We start from the raw sequence: 15,512 nt of genomic DNA on the forward strand, positions 1-15,512 counted from the left end.
GATCAGGCGGTCAGGTGGCGGTGGCGACGCACCCGCGTGTTGAGGATGCCGCGCACACCGAAGACAATGGAAAGGCCATAGACCGCGCCGGCCGACAGAATGATCGCCGGGCCGGACGGTAGCGAGGCATGGTAGGAAATGAGCAGGCCGGCCACGCAGGAGCCGAAGCCGATCAGGACGGCAAGCAGGCACATCGGCCCGACGCGCACGGTCCAGAAGCGGGCAGCCGCAGCAGGCAGCATCATCAGACCGACGGAAAGCAGCGTACCAAGCGCCTGGAAGCCACCGACCAGATTGAGCACGACAAGGCCGAGGAAAATGAAATGCACAGGCGTGCCAAGCCGGCTCACCGACCGCAAGAAGAGAGGATCCATGCTCTCGGCCACGAGCGCGCGCCAGAAGAGCACAAGGACGGCAAGCGTCACCGCCGCGATGATTCCGATCAGCGAGAGAGCCTCGTCATTGAGCGCGAGGACGGTGCCGAACAGCACATGCATCAGGTCGACGCTCGAGCCGCGGATCGACACTATGAGGACGCCGACCGCAAGCGAGATCAGATAGAAGGCCGCCATGGAGGCGTCTTCCCTCTGGATCGTGAATTGAGAGACGAGCCCCGCGCCCATCGCAACCACCACGCCGGCGATCAGCCCGCCGATGGTCATAGGTATGATCTGCAGGCCATAGAGCAGGAAGCCGGCGGCCGCGCCCGGCAGGATCGCGTGCGCCATGGCGTCGCCCATCAGGCTCATGCGCCGCAGCATCAGGAACACGCCGACCGGGCAGCCTGCGACCGAGAGCATCATGCAGCCGAGCAGCGCGCGCTGCATGAAACCGTAGTCGACGAATGGGGCGATCAGCAACTCATACATGGACGTCACGCCGCATGCGAACCGGAATGGCTATGCTCGTCCCCACGACCATGGTGATGGACTGCAGCCTCCGCATCGTCATGCTCTTCCGGTTCGCACCACGGTGCATCCTCGTGCCAGGCCTCGTCGAAGCGTCGGGCGCGCAGCAGGTTCTCAGGTTTCAGCGCCTCCCTGGTGTCACCCCAGGCGACCTTCTGCCGCGCTAGAAGCAGCGTCTGGGGGAAATGCTCTCGCACCAGGTTGATGTCGTGGACGACGACCATGATCGTGCGCTTCTCGCCATGCCAGCGCTTGATCAATGCGACGAGGTCGACAACCGTCTTGGCATCGATCGCATTGAACGGCTCGTCGAGCAGGATGATCTCGGCGTCCTGGACCAGGACGCGCGCGAACAGCGCCCGCTGCAACTGCCCACCGGATAGCGTATCGATCGGCCGTTTGTCGAAGCCTTCCAGGCCGACCGCCATCAGAGCCCTTGCGACGGCCTCACGGTCTTCGGGCCTGTAGCGGCCGAGCAGGCCGCGTCGTGGCCAGAGCCCCAGCGAGACCAGGTCCAGGACGCGCGCCGGGAAAGAACGGTCGAGTTCCGACTGTTGCGGCAAATAAGCGATGCGAGCGCCGCGCGCGTTGACGATCTCGCCGTCCATCGGTTTCAAGACGCCGACGATACCCTTCATCAGGGTCGACTTGCCGGAGCCGTTTGCTCCCACCACAGCCGTCAAGGACCCGGCATCGACGGTGCCGGACAGATGATGCACCGCCGGATGCCTGTTATAGCCCAGCGTGAGATCGCGAAAGATCAGGCAGGGTTGCGTCATCGGGCGGGCTCGGGATCCTTGTTGCCGATCGCTTCGTTGCTACTGATATGTAATATTATTACACAAGTCAACACTCGGGCCATTGCCCGATCCCGAGCGTGGCGCAATCAAACTTGCCAGCGCGCCTCTTTCAAATCGAAGCCAGCCATGTGAGACCTGCCGGCGTTTGGAGCCTGATCCGGAACCGAAGGTCAGCGCAGCTGAAGATGCAGAGTTTTCGGACAAGATCTCGCTGAAAAAAACAAAGCGCTGAATCGGAACAGAGGTAGGAGACCGTCGGCTTGATGGATCAGATCAGCACCGATGTGGCGATCGTCGGAGCAGGCATCGCCGGCGCCGGCCTTGCGGCTGAGCTTGCCGGTGACTTCAGCGTCGTGCTCATCGAGCGGGAAAGCCGCCCCGGCTATCATTCGACGGGCCGCTCGGCGGCGATCTTCATCCAGAACTATGGCAATTCGGTCATCCGATCGCTGAGCCGCGCGAGCCGACCGCGATTCGAGGCGGCTGATCCGACACTCTTTCCCAGCCCATTGCTGAAGCGGCGCGGGATGCTCACCATCGCCGACGCCGATAGCCTTGCCGCGCTCGAATCACATCTCAAGCAGTCGGCTGGACTGCAGCAAATCTCGGTAGACCAAGCCTGCTCGCTGATGCCGCTCATCAGGCGCGACCGGCTGGTCGCCGCGGCATTTGAGCCTGATGCGTTGGATATCGATGTCGCCGCACTTCACCAGGGCTGGCTGAAGAAGGCCAAGGCCGGCGGGGCACGACTCGTGACGGATGCCGAGCTTTTCAACGCACGGCGCGTTGGGGGCCGCTGGGTGATCGAAACCCGAGCCGGCACGATCGACGCCGCCATCGTCGTCGATGCTGCCGGCGCCTGGGCGGATTCGGTAGCAGAGGCCTGCGGGGTCGCGCCGCTTACTATCCGGCCATTGAGGCGAAGCATCGCCGTGCTGCCGGCGCCGGCCGGGCATGACGTTTCGCGCTGGCCGCTGGTCGACGACGCCGCGGAGCGTTGGTACATGAAGCCGGAGAGCGGGCGCCTGCTGGTCTCGCCGGCCGATGAGGACCCGGTCGAGCCGCATGACGCGTTCGTCGACGACATGGTGCTCGCCGAAGGCCTCGATCGCTTCGAGCGGGCGATCGACCTGCCGGTCACGCGCGTCGAGACGCGCTGGGCCGGCCTGCGCAGCTTTCCGCCGGACCGTACGCCGGTGGCTGGGTTCGACAGCACTGCGGAAGGCTTTTTCTGGCTGGCCGGGCAGGGCGGTTACGGCATCCAGACCTCACCGGCCTTGTCACGACTCGCCGGGCAGTTGATAAGGCGAGCATCCATTCCGGATGACCTCGCAGCGGTCGTGCCAGCCCTGTCACCAGACCGCTTCCGCAACTGATTTCCAGCAAATTCGAAAGAGGAGAAGCCATGACCATTCGTCGTATCGAAGCCGGGCCGCGCATGAGCCAGGCCGTTGTCCACGGCAACACCGTCTATCTCGCCGGCCAGGTCGGCACAGCGGGCAAGAGCGTGGCCGAGCAGACCAAGGACATCCTTGTGGCCGTCGAGCGGCTTTTGAAGGAGGCTGGTAGCGACAAGTCCAAGATCCTGCAGGCCATCATCTGGCTCGCCGACATGAACGACTTCGCCGAGATGAATTCGGTCTGGGACAAGTGGATCGACGGCAAGGACGCGCCCGCCCGCGCGACCGGTGAGGCCAAGCTGGCAACGCCGGAATACAAGGTCGAGATCATCATCACCGCAGCGTTGTAGGCAGCTAAGCTCGCCGTTTGCTCCGTAGGGAGTTTTTGAGCGGCGTGCGTTCAAGTTGAATCGCTACGCCGCTCTATCTCTTCGTTTAATCGATTGTCACAAAGAGCTGCGCTCTTTTCGGTCCAGGGCTCTAGGCCCGAAAGATGCTCGCCAACATCTTCGCTTCCTGAGTTCCGGGGACCCCGAGGTCGCGCACGCTGCTCATGTGATTGCTGCCCGGAAGGGTGCCTTTCGATACTGCCAAGCCTTGGCTCCCGAGAAGTTTTGCAAACTCGTCCGCTTGAGCGTGGAAGGGCGCCGTTTCATCGGCCCCGACGAGGATCTTGACGCTTACGCTCTTGTCGAAGCGGTGGTTGAGCGGCGAGAATTCCGCGGCTTCCTCGTCGGTGATGCCAATCTCGGCTGCCAGGAAGGAATTCTGCAGCGGCTTCAGATCATAGAGCCCGCCGAGCAGCAGTGCCCCTTTGATTTCCGATGGTGAGTTGCCCTCGTCGAAAAGCATGGTCGCAAGATGCGCTCCGGCGGAATGGCCGCTCACGGTCAAGCTGCCAGGATCGCCGCCGTATCCGGCGATATGGTCGAGCACCCATTTCTTGGCACGACGCACTTGATCGACGATTGCCGCCATCCTCACCATCGGCATGAGCGCGTAGTCGACGATGACTGCCATGGCGCCGGCCCGCGTCACTGTGTCGGCGATATAGGAGTAGTCGCGCTTGGAGAACATTCGCCAATAGCCGCCATGGATGAACATGTGCACCGGGAGAGCCTGGCGCTCCCCTGCGGGAAAGAACAGGTCGACCGTCTCTGCCGCTCCCGGGCCGTATGGGACGTCGGCGGCCCTCGCGATTGTCGCGCGCGCCGCTTCGCTGCGGCGAACGATCTCCTGCACGATCCTATCGAAGTCGGCGACGTGGTCGCGGATTCGAAATGGGTCCAGTTGCATTCCGGCGCTCACATCGTCACGGCGAGGTACTTCATCTCCATGAACTCCGCGATGCCGTGATGCTGTCCCCCTTCACGGCCGAGACCGCTTTGCTTGACCCCACCGAAGGGCGCGGCCGGGTCCGACATGAGACCCCGGTTGAGCGCGATCATTCCTGACTCGATCTTCGAGGCCACGCGCATTCCACGGGCCAGATCGCGCGTGTAGATATAAGCGGCGAGGCCATATTCAGTGTCGTTCGCGCGTTCGATGACATCACCTTCATCCTCAAAACGCGAGATCGGCGCCACCGGTCCGAATATCTCCTCATGCGCCATTTCCGCATCTGCAGGAACTTCGCAAAGCACGGTCGGCGGATAAAAATATCCCTTTCTGTCGAGAACCGATCCTCCGCACAGGACGCGGGCTCCGCGTGCCACGGCGTCCTTGACGAGCCGGTCGATCTTGTCGACGGCCTTCCTAGTGATCATCGGGCCGCATTCGACTTCGGCCTCGGTGCCGGCGCCTACCTTGAGCGCAGCCATCCGCTCACGGAGCCCTTGGGAAAAGGCCTCGTAAATGCCGGATTGCACGTAGAGGCGGTTTGCGGCGGTGCAGGCCTCGCCGGCATTGCGCATTTTCGCGACCATCGCGCCGTCGAGCGCAGCGTCGAGATCTGCATCATCGAATACGATGAATGGTGCGTTCCCTCCGAGCTCCATGGAGCAGGAGACGACATGCTTCGCTGCCTCGGCCAACAGCAGGCGCCCGACCGCTGTCGAGCCGGTGAAGGACAGTTTCCGCACGCGCGGGTCGGCAAGCATGGCAGCGGTCACAGGACCCGGGTCGGAGGTCGTCAGCACGTTCACCACCCCAGGCGGCACGCCTGCCTCTTCGTAGATCGCGGCAAGCGCATAGGCAGTCAGTGGGGTTTCGCTGGCAGGCTTGAGAATCACCGTGCAGCCCGCCGCCAGCGCCGGAGCGATCTTGCGCGTCGCCATGGCGGCCGGAAAATTCCAGGGTGTGATCAGCACACAGATGCCGATCGGCTGATAGTCCACCACGATCCGGTTCGTTCCAGAGGGCGCGATACCGAACTCCCCGGTGATGCGCACGGCTTCTTCCGCGTTCCATCGAAAGAACTCGGCCGCGTAGGCGACCTCGCCCCGCGCATCGCGCAATGCCTTGCCGTTCTCCATCGAGATCAAGGTGGCAAGGGTCTCCGAGCGCTCCACCATCAGCTCGAAACACCTTCTCAGAATTTCCGAGCGCTTTCGAGGTGGCGTCGCGCGCCATCCGCTTGCCGCCCTGGCTGCTGCGTCCACGGCTGCAACAGCATCGGCAGGCGTTGCGTCCGGAACCGCGGCAAATACCGCTTCCGTGGAAGGGTTGACGACCTCGATCACGCGGCCATTCGATGACGGTCGCCGCTGCCCATCGATATAGAGACCATGCGAAAAGGCGCGGAAGTCCGACATGTCCTGATCGTCTGATAAGGTCATTTGGGACATGTTCATGTTAGTTTCCCCTTGATCGTTTCAGTTCGAGCTCGAGGCGATGTCGCCGTCATAGGCCGCCTTCACCAGCCGTCGCATGGCGGCAGGGTCGAATGGGCGAGGATTGTTCTTGATGAGCCGTTCGATGCCGAGCGCCTGATCGGCGGTCCAGTCGACCTTGTCGGCAGGCAAGCCCAGCTCGGCGAGGGTCGGCGCGATACCGATCGCCCGAAACAGTCGGGCGATCTCGTCGATGGTGGCGCGAGCCTTCTCGTCCACAGTACGGTATCCGCCCTGAAGGCCCAAGGCGGTGCCGATTTCGGCGATCTCTTCGGCGGCGGCGGCGCGGTTATAGTTCATCACGTAGGGCAGCATGGTCGCAACGCCGAGGCCGTGTGGCGTGTGCGTCAGTGCGCCGACGGGGTACTGCACCGCGTGCGCTGCCGCCGTCCCGGCCGTGCCGAATGCGCAGCCGGCCGTCAAAGCACCCATCATGACGTCGGCGCGTGCATCCTCATCGGCCCCGTTGCGACAGGCTCTTTCCAGGCTTCGCCCCAGGAGCCTGATCGCAAGCAGCGCAAAATGGTCGGTCAATGCGCTCTTGCCGATGAAGACGTGCTGCTGCGCGAGGCTGGGGTCAGCGCCGCGCTTCACCGCAGTGAAGGCTTCGATGGCGTGCGTTAGGGCGTCGGCTCCGGCAATTGCCGTTAGCGAGGGAGGACATGTGATCGTCAGGTCCGGATCGCAAACGGCAACCGCGGCTATGAGGTGTGGGCTGGAAATTCCAACCTTCAGCATTCGATCGGGGTCCGAGATAACGGCGACAGGAGTCACTTCCGACCCGGTGCCCGCCGTCGTCGGCACGGCAATCACAGGAAGTATCGGCCCGGGTACCTTGAACTCGCCATAGTAGTCCTGAAGCCTCCCGCCGTGACTAATGATGAGCGCGGCACACTTGGCCATGTCCAGGCAGCTGCCGCCGCCGATCCCGATCACCATGTCGGGTTTGAAATCTCGTGCTTGCTGCGCGCATACTGCAACAGTGTCGCGCGGCACATCGGGAAGCACCTGATCGTAGACCATGACGTCGATCGACGCGGACTTCAGCGCCGCGATGATCTCGGCGAAGACCGCCGTCCCGGCAAACCGCTCGTCTGTGCAGATGAACGCGCGGCGCCCGTATCTGGCAGCCACGCCGGCCAGCACGTGACGTTGGCCTTTTCCGAACAGGATTTCGCGCGGCAATCGAATAGCGGCGAAAAGCGTCATGCTGAATGTCCTTCGAAAACTGATGTGCGGGAAAGTGCATGGAGATCGCGCCAGAGCTGCGGCTCGATTTCGAAACCCTGCTCAAGTGCGATTGCGCGGCGCAGGGCAGCGCCGTCACCCGGAATGCTTACGGGCTGCTCAGGGTCGGCTGGCGGGGAACGGCGGATGAGTTCAAGATAGGCTGAAAGCTTCGCGGCCAAATCCGGTGCATGGCCCAAGTGGATGGCGATGAGGACATCGCCTTTGTTGCAGACGAATTCGGCGTCGAGCGTGCCGCGGACATTTGGTGCAAGTTCGGAACCGGCCAGCGCGGCGACGACAAGTTCGACCGCCAGGCCAAGCCCATAACCCTTGGCCCCGCCGAACGGAGCGATCGATCCCTGCTTGGCAGCTGCAGCACTGCTGGTGGGCCGGCCTGCGGCATCGCGCGCCCAGCCCGACGGGAGCGGCATGCCGTTCGCCGCATAGTGGTGGATCTTGCCCATGGAGACGGTGCTTGTCGCAAGGTCGAGAACCATCGGCCGTTCGGCAGTCGGCACCGCTATCGCGATGGGATTGGTGCCGAGCATGGCGCGCGTGCCGCCGTGGGGATGCACCAGCGCTTCACTGGAAGACATAGCAATACCAATGCAGCCCCAACTCGCGATCTGCTCGACATAGCAGGCCAGCATTCCGAGATGGTTGCTGTTGCGGATCGCGGCCAGGGCGACACCTGATGTCGCCACGCGCGTTTCCAGATGCCGTAGCGCGGCGAAGGCAATAACGGGGCCGAGGCCGTTCATGCCATCCACTTCCAGGGCTGCATCCGACCGCCAACTCGCCATTCCTTCCGTTCGCGGATCGGTCAGCCCTCTCTCGATTCGGGTCAGGAGCCGAGGCAGGCGCTGCAGGCCGTGCGAAGGATGGCCTCTCAGTTCGGCCTCGACCAATATGTCCGATTGCAGCAGGGCACATTTCGCCGGAGTGTCGCGCCCTTCCAGCAGCCCCATTGACAAGGCCAACGCTTCGTCCCGTGTAACTTTCACGCACTATCCTGTATAAAATCGTATACGATATAGGATTGCATTGGGCGAAGCATCGTGTTAGCGGTGGTTCCTGTCAAGAGGCAAAAAATGCAGAACTCGGACTTGGTAGCCCCGAAAGAGTCGGTAGCCGGCACCGGCAGGATCCAGCGATCGAACAGCCTGGTTGAGGACGTCTATGAGGCGATCTTCGCACAGCTGATGTCGCTCAAGATCGCTCCCGGATCCCGCATCACCGTCGACAGCCTGGTCAAGGAGTTCAACGTCTCCCACACGCCCATCCGCGAGGCGCTAGGGCGGCTCGAGGGCGAAGGCCTGGTCGTGAAAACGCATCTCATCGGCTATCGCGCCGCCCCGCAGATCACCAAGCGCCGTTTTGACGAACTCTATGAACTGCGCCTCCTGCTGGAGCCTTATGCGGCTGCAAGGGCCGCCGTCTCCCTTGATGAGGCCAGGCTGCTCGTCCTGCAGGAAGCGGCGGGGGTCATGGCTCGCCGGGAGGGCAAAGACGAGCGCCTCCGCTATTCGAACTTCGCCCGGCAGGATGGGATCTTCCATGACAAGATCCTGGAGTTCGCCAATAACGAGCTCATCCGTGAGACGCTCAGTCACCAGCACGCGCACTTCCACATTTTTCGCCTGATGTATCATTCGCGGGTGACCGAGGAGGCGCTGGATGAGCATGAGGCTATCCTCGCGGCTTTCACTGCGGGCGATCCCGCCGCCGCCGAGCGGGCGATGCGCGTGCATATCGAGAATTCGCGCGATCGCCTGTTGCCTGCATTCGACTAGGGCGATTTTCGATGTCCATTGCCGCGCGCATCGAAGCGGACGCCGAAGCCGCGTCCAAAGAAGTCGGTGAACGCAGATCGGTCGAACCGGTGCTGCGGGCAGATCGGCTCTCAAAGCAGTTCGGCTCGGTCACCGTGCTCTCGGACGTCACGCTCGACATCATGCCGGGCGAGATCCATGCGATCATCGGCGAGAACGGAGCGGGCAAGACGACGCTCATGCGTCTGCTGGCGGGCTATGTCGAGCCGACGCAGGGTAGCTTGTCGATGGCCGGTGGACGCGTGAGCTTCACGAAGCCTGACCAGGCGCAGGCTGCCGGCATCGCCCTCGTTCACCAGGAGATCCTGCTTGCCGATGCCTTGACTGTTGCCGACAACCTCTTCCTCGGTCGGGAACTGTCTCGCCGCGGCGTTGTCGACGATCGCACGATGAAGCGTCTCGCAGCCAGGAAGCTCGCCGAGATCGGCTGCGAGGTATCGCCGACCGCCTTGGTACGCGACATTGCGCTGGCCGACCGCCAGCTCGTTCAGATCGCTCGCGCGCTTCTCGACGATTACCGTGTCGTGATTTTCGACGAGCCGACTGCGGTCCTGACCGGCGAAGAGGTAGAGCGGCTCTTGGGGATCATCTTCCAGCTCAAGGCGAGGGGGATTGCTGTTCTCTACATCAGCCATCGGCTCGATGAGGTGCAGCGGCTGGCCGACAAGGTCACCGTGTTGCGCGACGGCAAGATGATCGGGACCTACCCGGGCCATACCTTGAGCCAGATGGAGATGGCGCGGGTCATGGTGGGCCGCGAGCTCGCTGCGCTTTACCCTCAAAAGCATGCCGTCCTGGCCCGACAGCCGGTGCTCAGCGTGCGGAACGCGTCGGTTCCCGGCTATGTCGACAACGTGTCCTTCACCTTGCATAAGGGTGAAATCCTGGGTTTTGCCGGGATGATCGGGGCCGGCCGGACCGAATTGTTCGAGGGCATGTTGGGCCTCAGGCCGGGGACGGCGCAGGTCGAGCTCAACGGATCCGCAATCCGCATAGGCTCACAGCGCGAAGCGATCGATGCCGGCATCGGCTATCTGACCGAGGATCGCAAGGGCAAGGGGCTGCTCCTCCAGGAGCGCCTTGCGCCGAATCTCACGCTTTCGGCTCTCGGCCGTTTTCATCCCGGTCTGCTCGTTCGCCGCCGCCGGGAGAAGAAGGCGCTCGCGGAGGCGGTCGCCAGATATGACATCCGGATGAAAAGCCTCGATGCGAAAGCGGGGCAGCTTTCGGGTGGAAACCAGCAGAAGCTCCTGTTGGCCAAGGTGCTGCTGACCGACCCGTCGATTGTGATCATCGACGAGCCGACGCGTGGCGTCGACATCGCCAACAAAGCCCAGATCTACGCCTTCATCCAGCACCTCGTCAGTGAGGGCAGGAGCTGTATCGTCATCTCCTCGGAGATGCAGGAGCTGATCGGTATCTGCCACAGAATCCTGGTCATGCGCGAAGGAAGAATTAGTGGGGAGGTCTCGGGCGACGAGATGACCGAGAGCAACATCGCGCTGCTCGCAACCAGCGAAAAGGGCCATCACACGGTCCAGGGAGAGAAGACGTGACGGCAATTACCGATTCGATGCCAGACCGAACCGAGAGGCGGTTCGACTTCTCGTGGTCGGATGCCGGTCCCTTCCTCGCTTTGGCCGCCTTGCTGGTCGTCGGCTTTCTCATCAACCCGGACTTTCTTTCAGCGACCAACCTCAGCAACGTGGTCACGCGCAGCGCCTTCGTTGCGATCATCGCCGTTGGCGCAACTTTCGTGATTTCGTCAGGCGGCCTCGACCTTTCGGTAGGCTCGATGGTCGCCTTCATCACCGGCATGACCATCATGTTCATGAACATGATGGCTCCCAGACTCGGCCTCGGCGCGATCCCCGCCGGCATCGCAATTGCGCTGGCCTGCGGCCTGCTCTGCGGCCTGGCCAACGGATTGATCGTGACCGTCGGCAAGATTGAGCCGTTCATCGCCACCCTCGGCACGATGGGCATATTCCGCGCCCTGATCACCTACCTGACCGACGGCGGCACGATCCCGATCGACAGGTCCCTCCGCGATGCTTATCGCCCGGTCTATTTCGGCACAGTGGCTGGGATTCCGATCCCGATCCTCATCTCGGCGCTCGTGGCGGCCGCCGGCGCCTTCATTCTCTACAAGACGAAATACGGGCGCCACTGCGCGGCGGTAGGCGCGAACGAGGATGTGGCGCGGTATTCCGGAATCTCGGTCATCAGGACGCGCACCATCGCCTATGTGATCCAAGGGGCGTGCGTGGCCGTTGCTGCAATCTGTTACGTGCCGCGGCTCGGCGCGGCCACGCCCACCACCGGACTGCTTTGGGAATTGCAGGTCATAACCGCCGTCGTCATCGGGGGAACCGCGCTGCGTGGCGGCAAGGGTCGCGTCTGGGGAACCATTGCCGGCGCCGTGATCCTGGAACTCATCGCCAATCTGATGGTGCTGTCCGACTTCGTGTCGGAGTACCTCGTCGCCGCCGTTCAGGGCGTAATCATCATCATCGCCATGCTTGTGCAGAGGCTGTCGAAATAGCCCGCTCCGGACCAGGCGGGCGCATGTGTTGTAGGGTCCATATCTCTGGGAGGTATCTCATGTTGAGCAGAAGATTGGTTGCAGCTGCCGTGGCCGGCTTGCTTGTGACAACGGCCGGCCATGCACTTGCAGCCGACAAGAAGGTGGTCGCGGTGTCGATTCCGGCCGCAGATCATGGCTGGACGGCTGGCGTCGTCTATCACGCCCAGGCCGCGGCAAAAGAACTGAATGCCGCATTTCCCGACGTCGAAGTCATCGTGAAGACCTCCCCGTCGGCCGCGGCGCAGGTAAGCGCCCTGGAGGACCTGTCCGCCGGCCGCAATCTGGATGCCTTGGTCATCCTGCCCTATTCGTCCGAAGAGCTCACGACGCCGGTCAAGACCGTCAAGGACTCCGGAACGTTCGTCACGGTCGTGGACCGCGGCCTGAATGATCCGACGATTCAGGACCTTTACGTCGCGGGCGACAATATCGCCGTCGGCAAGACGACAGCGAAGTTCCTGGTCGACAAGCTCGGTGGGAAGGGCAACCTCGTCGTCCTGCGCGGCATTCCGACCGTCATCGATGACGAACGCATCAAGGGCTTCGAGGACGGCATCAAGGACAGCGAACTCAAGATCCTTGATATCCAGTATGCCAATTGGAACAGCGACGACGCCTTCAAGCTGATGCAGGACTATCTGGCAAAATATCCGCAGATCGACGCCGTGTGGGCCAACGACGACGACATGCTGCTGGGCGTTTTGGAAGCGGTCAAGCAGTCGGGGCGCACCGACATCAAATATGCGCTTGGTGGCAACGGCATGAAGGACGTCGTCAAGAAGGTGATCGACGGCGATCCGATGACGCCGATCGAGACGCCTTATCCGCCGTCCATGATCAAGACCGCCATGTACATGACGGTGGCAAATCTTATCGGTCAAGCACCCGTCCGCGGCGCTGTGAAGCTCGATGCGCCGCTAATCACACAAGCCAATGCTCAGGAATACTATTTTCCTGAGTCCCCGTTCTGAGATACCCAAACTTGCAGGGCGCTCGCGCGCCTTGCTTTTCCCAATCCGGAGAGGAGGAAGAAACATGCCAGGTAAGAAGATACTTATGCTCACCGGTGAGTTCACCGAAGAATACGAGATCTACGTCTTTCAGCAGGCCATGGAGGCTGTCGGGCATACTGTGCACGTCGTTTGTCCCGACAAGAACGCGGGAGACTTGATCAAGACATCGTTGCACGATTTCGAGGGTGACCAGACCTACACCGAGAAGCTCGGGCACTACGCTCTGATCAACAAGACGTTCTCGGAAGCGGAAAAGCAGCTCGATCAGTACCATGCGGTCTACTGTGCTGGCGGGCGCGGCCCGGAGTACATCCGCACTGACAAGCGCGTGCAGACAATAGTCCGGCATTTCCACGAGACGAAGAAGCCAATCTTCACGATTTGCCATGGCGTCCAGATCCTGGTCGCGGTGGACGGCGTCGTTCGCGGCAAGAAAGTCGGCGCGCTGGGGGCATGCGAACCGGAGGTCACTCTCGCCGGCGGCACGTACATCGACCTTTCGCCGACTGAGGCCTATGTCGACGGAACCATGGTGTCGGCCAAGGGCTGGACTGCGCTCGCCGCATTCATCCGCGAATGCTTAAAAGTGCTCGGAACCGAGATTCGTCATTCCTAGCGCATCGAACTGCGAACGGATTTCGAGGAAGTCCGGCGCGCAAACAAAGACATGGAGCGGCGTAGCCAACCAACTTGATGCACGCCGCTCCAAAGCATTCTGCTTTTACTTGACGCATGCGTCAGCAACAATGCCAATTGGACCGAGGGGATTGCCAGCGGCTCTAAGTTTGACCGTTGCGCTGCCCCTCATCAGCCTGCCGGCATCTTCTCCCCGTAGAACGGGGAGAAGCACGACTGCCACTTTGATTTCGCCAATCGCTGAGGTTGCAGAACGCGCACTTCAATGCGGCCGGCTCCCTTCTTCCCGTTTACGGGGAGAAGTGCCCGGCGGGCGATGAGGGGCAGCGCCAACGGTCAAAATCTACCATCGCCGGCATCAGCCTCAGCACTGAAAATCGTCCCACAATTCACGACAATTCACGTGGGAAGGGGGGGCTGCGTCCCTGAGCGGCCCGGTCAGGCCGCCTCGCTCGGCACGGAGATGCGGCTCAGCCTGCGGACATCCTCGTCCGTGAGGAGTCCGCCGGCGCGCAGCAGCGCCGCGAAGCGACCGTTGCTCGAGGCGAGCTCATCGAACCGGCCGGTCTCGACCAGGCGGCCCTGATCCATGAAGATGATACGGTCGGCGTCGCGCACGGTGGTCAGCCGGTGTGCGATGATGAAGGTCGTGCGACCCTGCCGCAGCTGGTCGATGGCCTGCTTGACCCGGGCCTCGGTTTCGACGTCGAGCGCGCTCGTTGCCTCGTCGAGCACCAGGATCGGTGCGTTCTTGAGGATGGCGCGTGCGATAGCGATGCGCTGGCGCTCCCCGCCGGAGAGCTGCGCGCCGCGCTCGCCCACGACCGAGTCATAGCCGGCGCTCTTCGCAAGGATGAAGTCGTGGGCCGACGCTGCCTCGGCGGCGGCGTGCACCTGGTCGTAGCTGGCTTCGGCGCAGCCGATGCGGATATTCTGCTCGATCGAGCGGTTGAACAGGCCGGCGTCTTGGAACACCGTGGCGATCGACTGACGGAGCGAGCGGCGCGATACCGTGCGGGTATCGATGCCGTCGATCAGGATGCGGCCATCCGTCGGGTCAAAGACACGCTGGAGAAGGTTGATGAGCGTGGTCTTGCCCGCGCCGGTCGGTCCGACGATCGCGACTGTCTCGCCTGCACCGACCTCGAAGGAGATGTTGCTAACGCCATGGCCCGAGTTCGGGAAGGCGAAGCTCACGTTCTCGAAGCGGATGTGTCCGGTGACATTCTCAAGATCGCGTGCGCCGTCGGGCTCGTCGGCCTCTGAGAAGGAATCCTCGAGCTTGTAGAAGTCCTCGAGCCGTGCGCGCGCGTCGGAAACCTGGTTGACGAAGGCACTGATCTGGTCGAGCCGGCTGATCAGCAGCGCAGCGAAACCTGTGAAGGTGACGATGTCGCCGATGCGGAGCTCGCCATAGGTGACCAAGTAGGCGCCTATCAGCAGGACGGCCATCATCGAGATGCCGGACGCCAGCCGATGCAGCGCGGCAGCGATGGCCCACCAGTCGAGCACCGGATACTGTGCCTTGATGAGGTCACGCGAGAATTCCTTGAGAGCGCGCGTCTCCTCGTTGATCCTGTTGTAGCTCTGCAGCACCGTCACGTTGTTGATGCTGTCCGTGACGAGGTCGAAGACGCGGTGATAGTGGCCTTCCACCGACGCCTGGCCACGCTTGGTCTTGTGCGTCACCAGCCGGCCGATCATGACATAGGCGATGCCGAGCAGGATGAGCACGCAGGACAGGCGGAGGTCGAGTGAAATGGCGGTAGGCACCAGGAGCACAAGGGCTACTGCCGTGGTCAGGTGCTGGCGCATGAACTCGAGCCACAGCCCGAACATCGACTCGACTGCGCGAAGAAGAGTATGCAGCACGTGCGAGGTGCCGTGCTTGTGATGCCAGGCGAGCGGCATCGAGATCACCCGCTCGAACGACTCGACCAGCACGCCGGCGCGGCGGGCATGTGCCATGCGGTCGGCGCCGCGGGCGATCAGCACGTAGGAGATGATGTTGAACGTGCCGAGGCTCGCCCAAAGCCACACGCTAAGGGTCAGGCCCTCCTTCGCAGATATCGCATCGATGATGCGGCCGAGCAGGATAGGCTCGGCGATCGTCACGATCGCAAGCACGATATTGGCAACGCTGATCAGAAGAACCCGGTTCTTGACTGGGGCAAGGTGCCGAAGAGCTCTGAAATAGATTTCAAACAAAGACACGGTGTACCCCGCAGCGATTTGTGCACTGCACTATCGAACGACACCTATCGTTCGACGCGCC

The 15,512-nt window shown here is 62.4% G+C and carries 14 protein-coding genes; 7 read left to right on the forward strand and 7 right to left on the reverse strand.

What is annotated here, in order from left to right; genetic code table 11:
• Positions 1-2 precede the first annotated feature (2 nt).
• Together aztB and aztA are read right to left on the reverse strand one after the other, a co-directional pair.
• Positions 3-869: a zinc ABC transporter permease AztB gene (gene aztB / locus SAZ10_RS20510; protein ID WP_318611219.1), complete on the reverse strand. Its 867-nt coding sequence runs from the start codon at positions 867-869 to the stop codon at positions 3-5.
• 5 nt (positions 870-874) lie between these two features.
• A complete protein-coding gene (gene aztA / locus SAZ10_RS20515) occupies positions 875-1,687 on the reverse strand; it encodes a zinc ABC transporter ATP-binding protein AztA (RefSeq protein WP_318611220.1) in 813 nt (270 codons plus the stop codon).
• A 284-nt stretch (positions 1,688-1,971) separates the two neighbouring features.
• Between aztA and SAZ10_RS20520 the strand changes: the two genes are divergently transcribed.
• Both SAZ10_RS20520 and SAZ10_RS20525 read left to right on the forward strand, forming a co-directional pair.
• Entirely contained in the window at positions 1,972-3,084 is a 1,113-nt protein-coding gene (locus SAZ10_RS20520; RefSeq protein WP_318611221.1) for an FAD-binding oxidoreductase, read from the forward strand.
• Positions 3,085-3,113: 29 nt separating this feature from the next.
• Positions 3,114-3,458 carry a RidA family protein gene (locus SAZ10_RS20525; protein WP_318611222.1) on the forward strand — a complete coding sequence of 115 codons (345 nt, stop codon included), beginning with the start codon at positions 3,114-3,116 and terminating at the stop codon, positions 3,456-3,458.
• A 130-nt stretch (positions 3,459-3,588) separates the two neighbouring features.
• On the opposite strand, the gene SAZ10_RS20530 is transcribed toward SAZ10_RS20525, so the two are convergent.
• The 4 genes from SAZ10_RS20530 to SAZ10_RS20545 are packed head-to-tail and all read right to left on the reverse strand — an operon-like array spanning position 3,589 to position 8,173.
• On the reverse strand, positions 3,589-4,404 hold the full coding sequence (locus tag SAZ10_RS20530; protein ID WP_318611223.1) for an alpha/beta hydrolase: 816 nt from the start codon (positions 4,402-4,404) through the stop codon (positions 3,589-3,591).
• Between the two features lie 8 nt (positions 4,405-4,412).
• Positions 4,413-5,900, reverse strand: coding sequence for an NAD-dependent succinate-semialdehyde dehydrogenase (locus SAZ10_RS20535; RefSeq protein WP_318611224.1), 1,488 nt, complete (start codon positions 5,898-5,900; stop codon positions 4,413-4,415).
• Positions 5,901-5,921: 21 nt separating this feature from the next.
• Complete coding sequence (locus SAZ10_RS20540; protein ID WP_318611225.1) at positions 5,922-7,148, reverse strand: iron-containing alcohol dehydrogenase; 1,227 nt, start codon at positions 7,146-7,148, stop codon at positions 5,922-5,924.
• Positions 7,145-8,173 carry an Ldh family oxidoreductase gene (locus SAZ10_RS20545; RefSeq protein WP_318611226.1) on the reverse strand — a complete coding sequence of 343 codons (1,029 nt, stop codon included), beginning with the start codon at positions 8,171-8,173 and terminating at the stop codon, positions 7,145-7,147. The genes SAZ10_RS20540 and SAZ10_RS20545 overlap by 4 nt, the downstream gene beginning before the upstream one ends.
• Before the next feature lie 87 nt (positions 8,174-8,260).
• Here SAZ10_RS20545 and SAZ10_RS20550 point away from each other — a divergent pair, with 87 nt between their 5' ends.
• From SAZ10_RS20550 to SAZ10_RS20570, 5 genes are all read left to right on the forward strand, one after another.
• Positions 8,261-8,962 (forward strand): GntR family transcriptional regulator, encoded by a 702-nt coding sequence (locus SAZ10_RS20550; RefSeq protein WP_412535255.1) that lies wholly within the window; start codon positions 8,261-8,263, stop codon positions 8,960-8,962.
• A gap of 11 nt (positions 8,963-8,973) precedes the next feature.
• On the forward strand, positions 8,974-10,557 hold the full coding sequence (locus SAZ10_RS20555) for a sugar ABC transporter ATP-binding protein (RefSeq protein WP_318611227.1): 1,584 nt from the start codon (positions 8,974-8,976) through the stop codon (positions 10,555-10,557).
• A 17-nt stretch (positions 10,558-10,574) separates the two neighbouring features.
• Complete coding sequence (locus tag SAZ10_RS20560; protein WP_318611333.1) at positions 10,575-11,546, forward strand: ABC transporter permease; 972 nt, start codon at positions 10,575-10,577, stop codon at positions 11,544-11,546.
• A gap of 59 nt (positions 11,547-11,605) precedes the next feature.
• Positions 11,606-12,559, forward strand: a complete 954-nt coding sequence (locus SAZ10_RS20565; protein ID WP_318611228.1) for a substrate-binding domain-containing protein — start codon at positions 11,606-11,608, stop codon at positions 12,557-12,559.
• 64 nt (positions 12,560-12,623) lie between these two features.
• Positions 12,624-13,217 carry a DJ-1/PfpI family protein gene (locus SAZ10_RS20570; protein WP_318611229.1) on the forward strand — a complete coding sequence of 198 codons (594 nt, stop codon included), beginning with the start codon at positions 12,624-12,626 and terminating at the stop codon, positions 13,215-13,217.
• A gap of 458 nt (positions 13,218-13,675) precedes the next feature.
• Here SAZ10_RS20570 and SAZ10_RS20575 read toward each other — a convergent pair whose 3' ends face one another.
• The gene (locus tag SAZ10_RS20575) at positions 13,676-15,451 is read right to left on the reverse strand and encodes a glucan ABC transporter ATP-binding protein/ permease (RefSeq protein ID WP_318611230.1); all 1,776 of its coding nucleotides are present in this window, start codon (positions 15,449-15,451) and stop codon (positions 13,676-13,678) included.
• Positions 15,452-15,512 lie beyond the last annotated feature (61 nt).

The organism is Mesorhizobium sp. BAC0120, assembly GCF_033542235.1.
In the GTDB taxonomy this organism is placed as follows: Bacteria; Pseudomonadota; Alphaproteobacteria; order Rhizobiales; family Rhizobiaceae; genus JAWRCU01.

Excerpts from the sequence above, each read along its gene's own strand:
- aztB (WP_318611219.1), bottom strand. The coding sequence starts at position 869 with ATGTATGAGTTGCTGATCGCCCCATTCGTCGACTACGGTTTCATGCAG.
- aztA (WP_318611220.1), bottom strand. The coding sequence starts at position 1,687 with ATGACGCAACCCTGCCTGATCTTTCGCGATCTCACGCTGGGCTATAAC.
- SAZ10_RS20520 (WP_318611221.1), top strand. The coding sequence starts at position 1,972 with ATGGATCAGATCAGCACCGATGTGGCGATCGTCGGAGCAGGCATCGCC.
- SAZ10_RS20525 (WP_318611222.1), top strand. The coding sequence starts at position 3,114 with ATGACCATTCGTCGTATCGAAGCCGGGCCGCGCATGAGCCAGGCCGTT.
- SAZ10_RS20530 (WP_318611223.1), bottom strand. The coding sequence starts at position 4,404 with ATGCAACTGGACCCATTTCGAATCCGCGACCACGTCGCCGACTTCGAT.
- SAZ10_RS20535 (WP_318611224.1), bottom strand. The coding sequence starts at position 5,900 with ATGAACATGTCCCAAATGACCTTATCAGACGATCAGGACATGTCGGAC.
- SAZ10_RS20540 (WP_318611225.1), bottom strand. The coding sequence starts at position 7,148 with ATGACGCTTTTCGCCGCTATTCGATTGCCGCGCGAAATCCTGTTCGGA.
- SAZ10_RS20550 (WP_412535255.1), top strand. The coding sequence starts at position 8,261 with ATGCAGAACTCGGACTTGGTAGCCCCGAAAGAGTCGGTAGCCGGCACC.
- SAZ10_RS20555 (WP_318611227.1), top strand. The coding sequence starts at position 8,974 with ATGTCCATTGCCGCGCGCATCGAAGCGGACGCCGAAGCCGCGTCCAAA.
- SAZ10_RS20560 (WP_318611333.1), top strand. The coding sequence starts at position 10,575 with ATGCCAGACCGAACCGAGAGGCGGTTCGACTTCTCGTGGTCGGATGCC.
- SAZ10_RS20565 (WP_318611228.1), top strand. The coding sequence starts at position 11,606 with ATGTTGAGCAGAAGATTGGTTGCAGCTGCCGTGGCCGGCTTGCTTGTG.
- SAZ10_RS20570 (WP_318611229.1), top strand. The coding sequence starts at position 12,624 with ATGCCAGGTAAGAAGATACTTATGCTCACCGGTGAGTTCACCGAAGAA.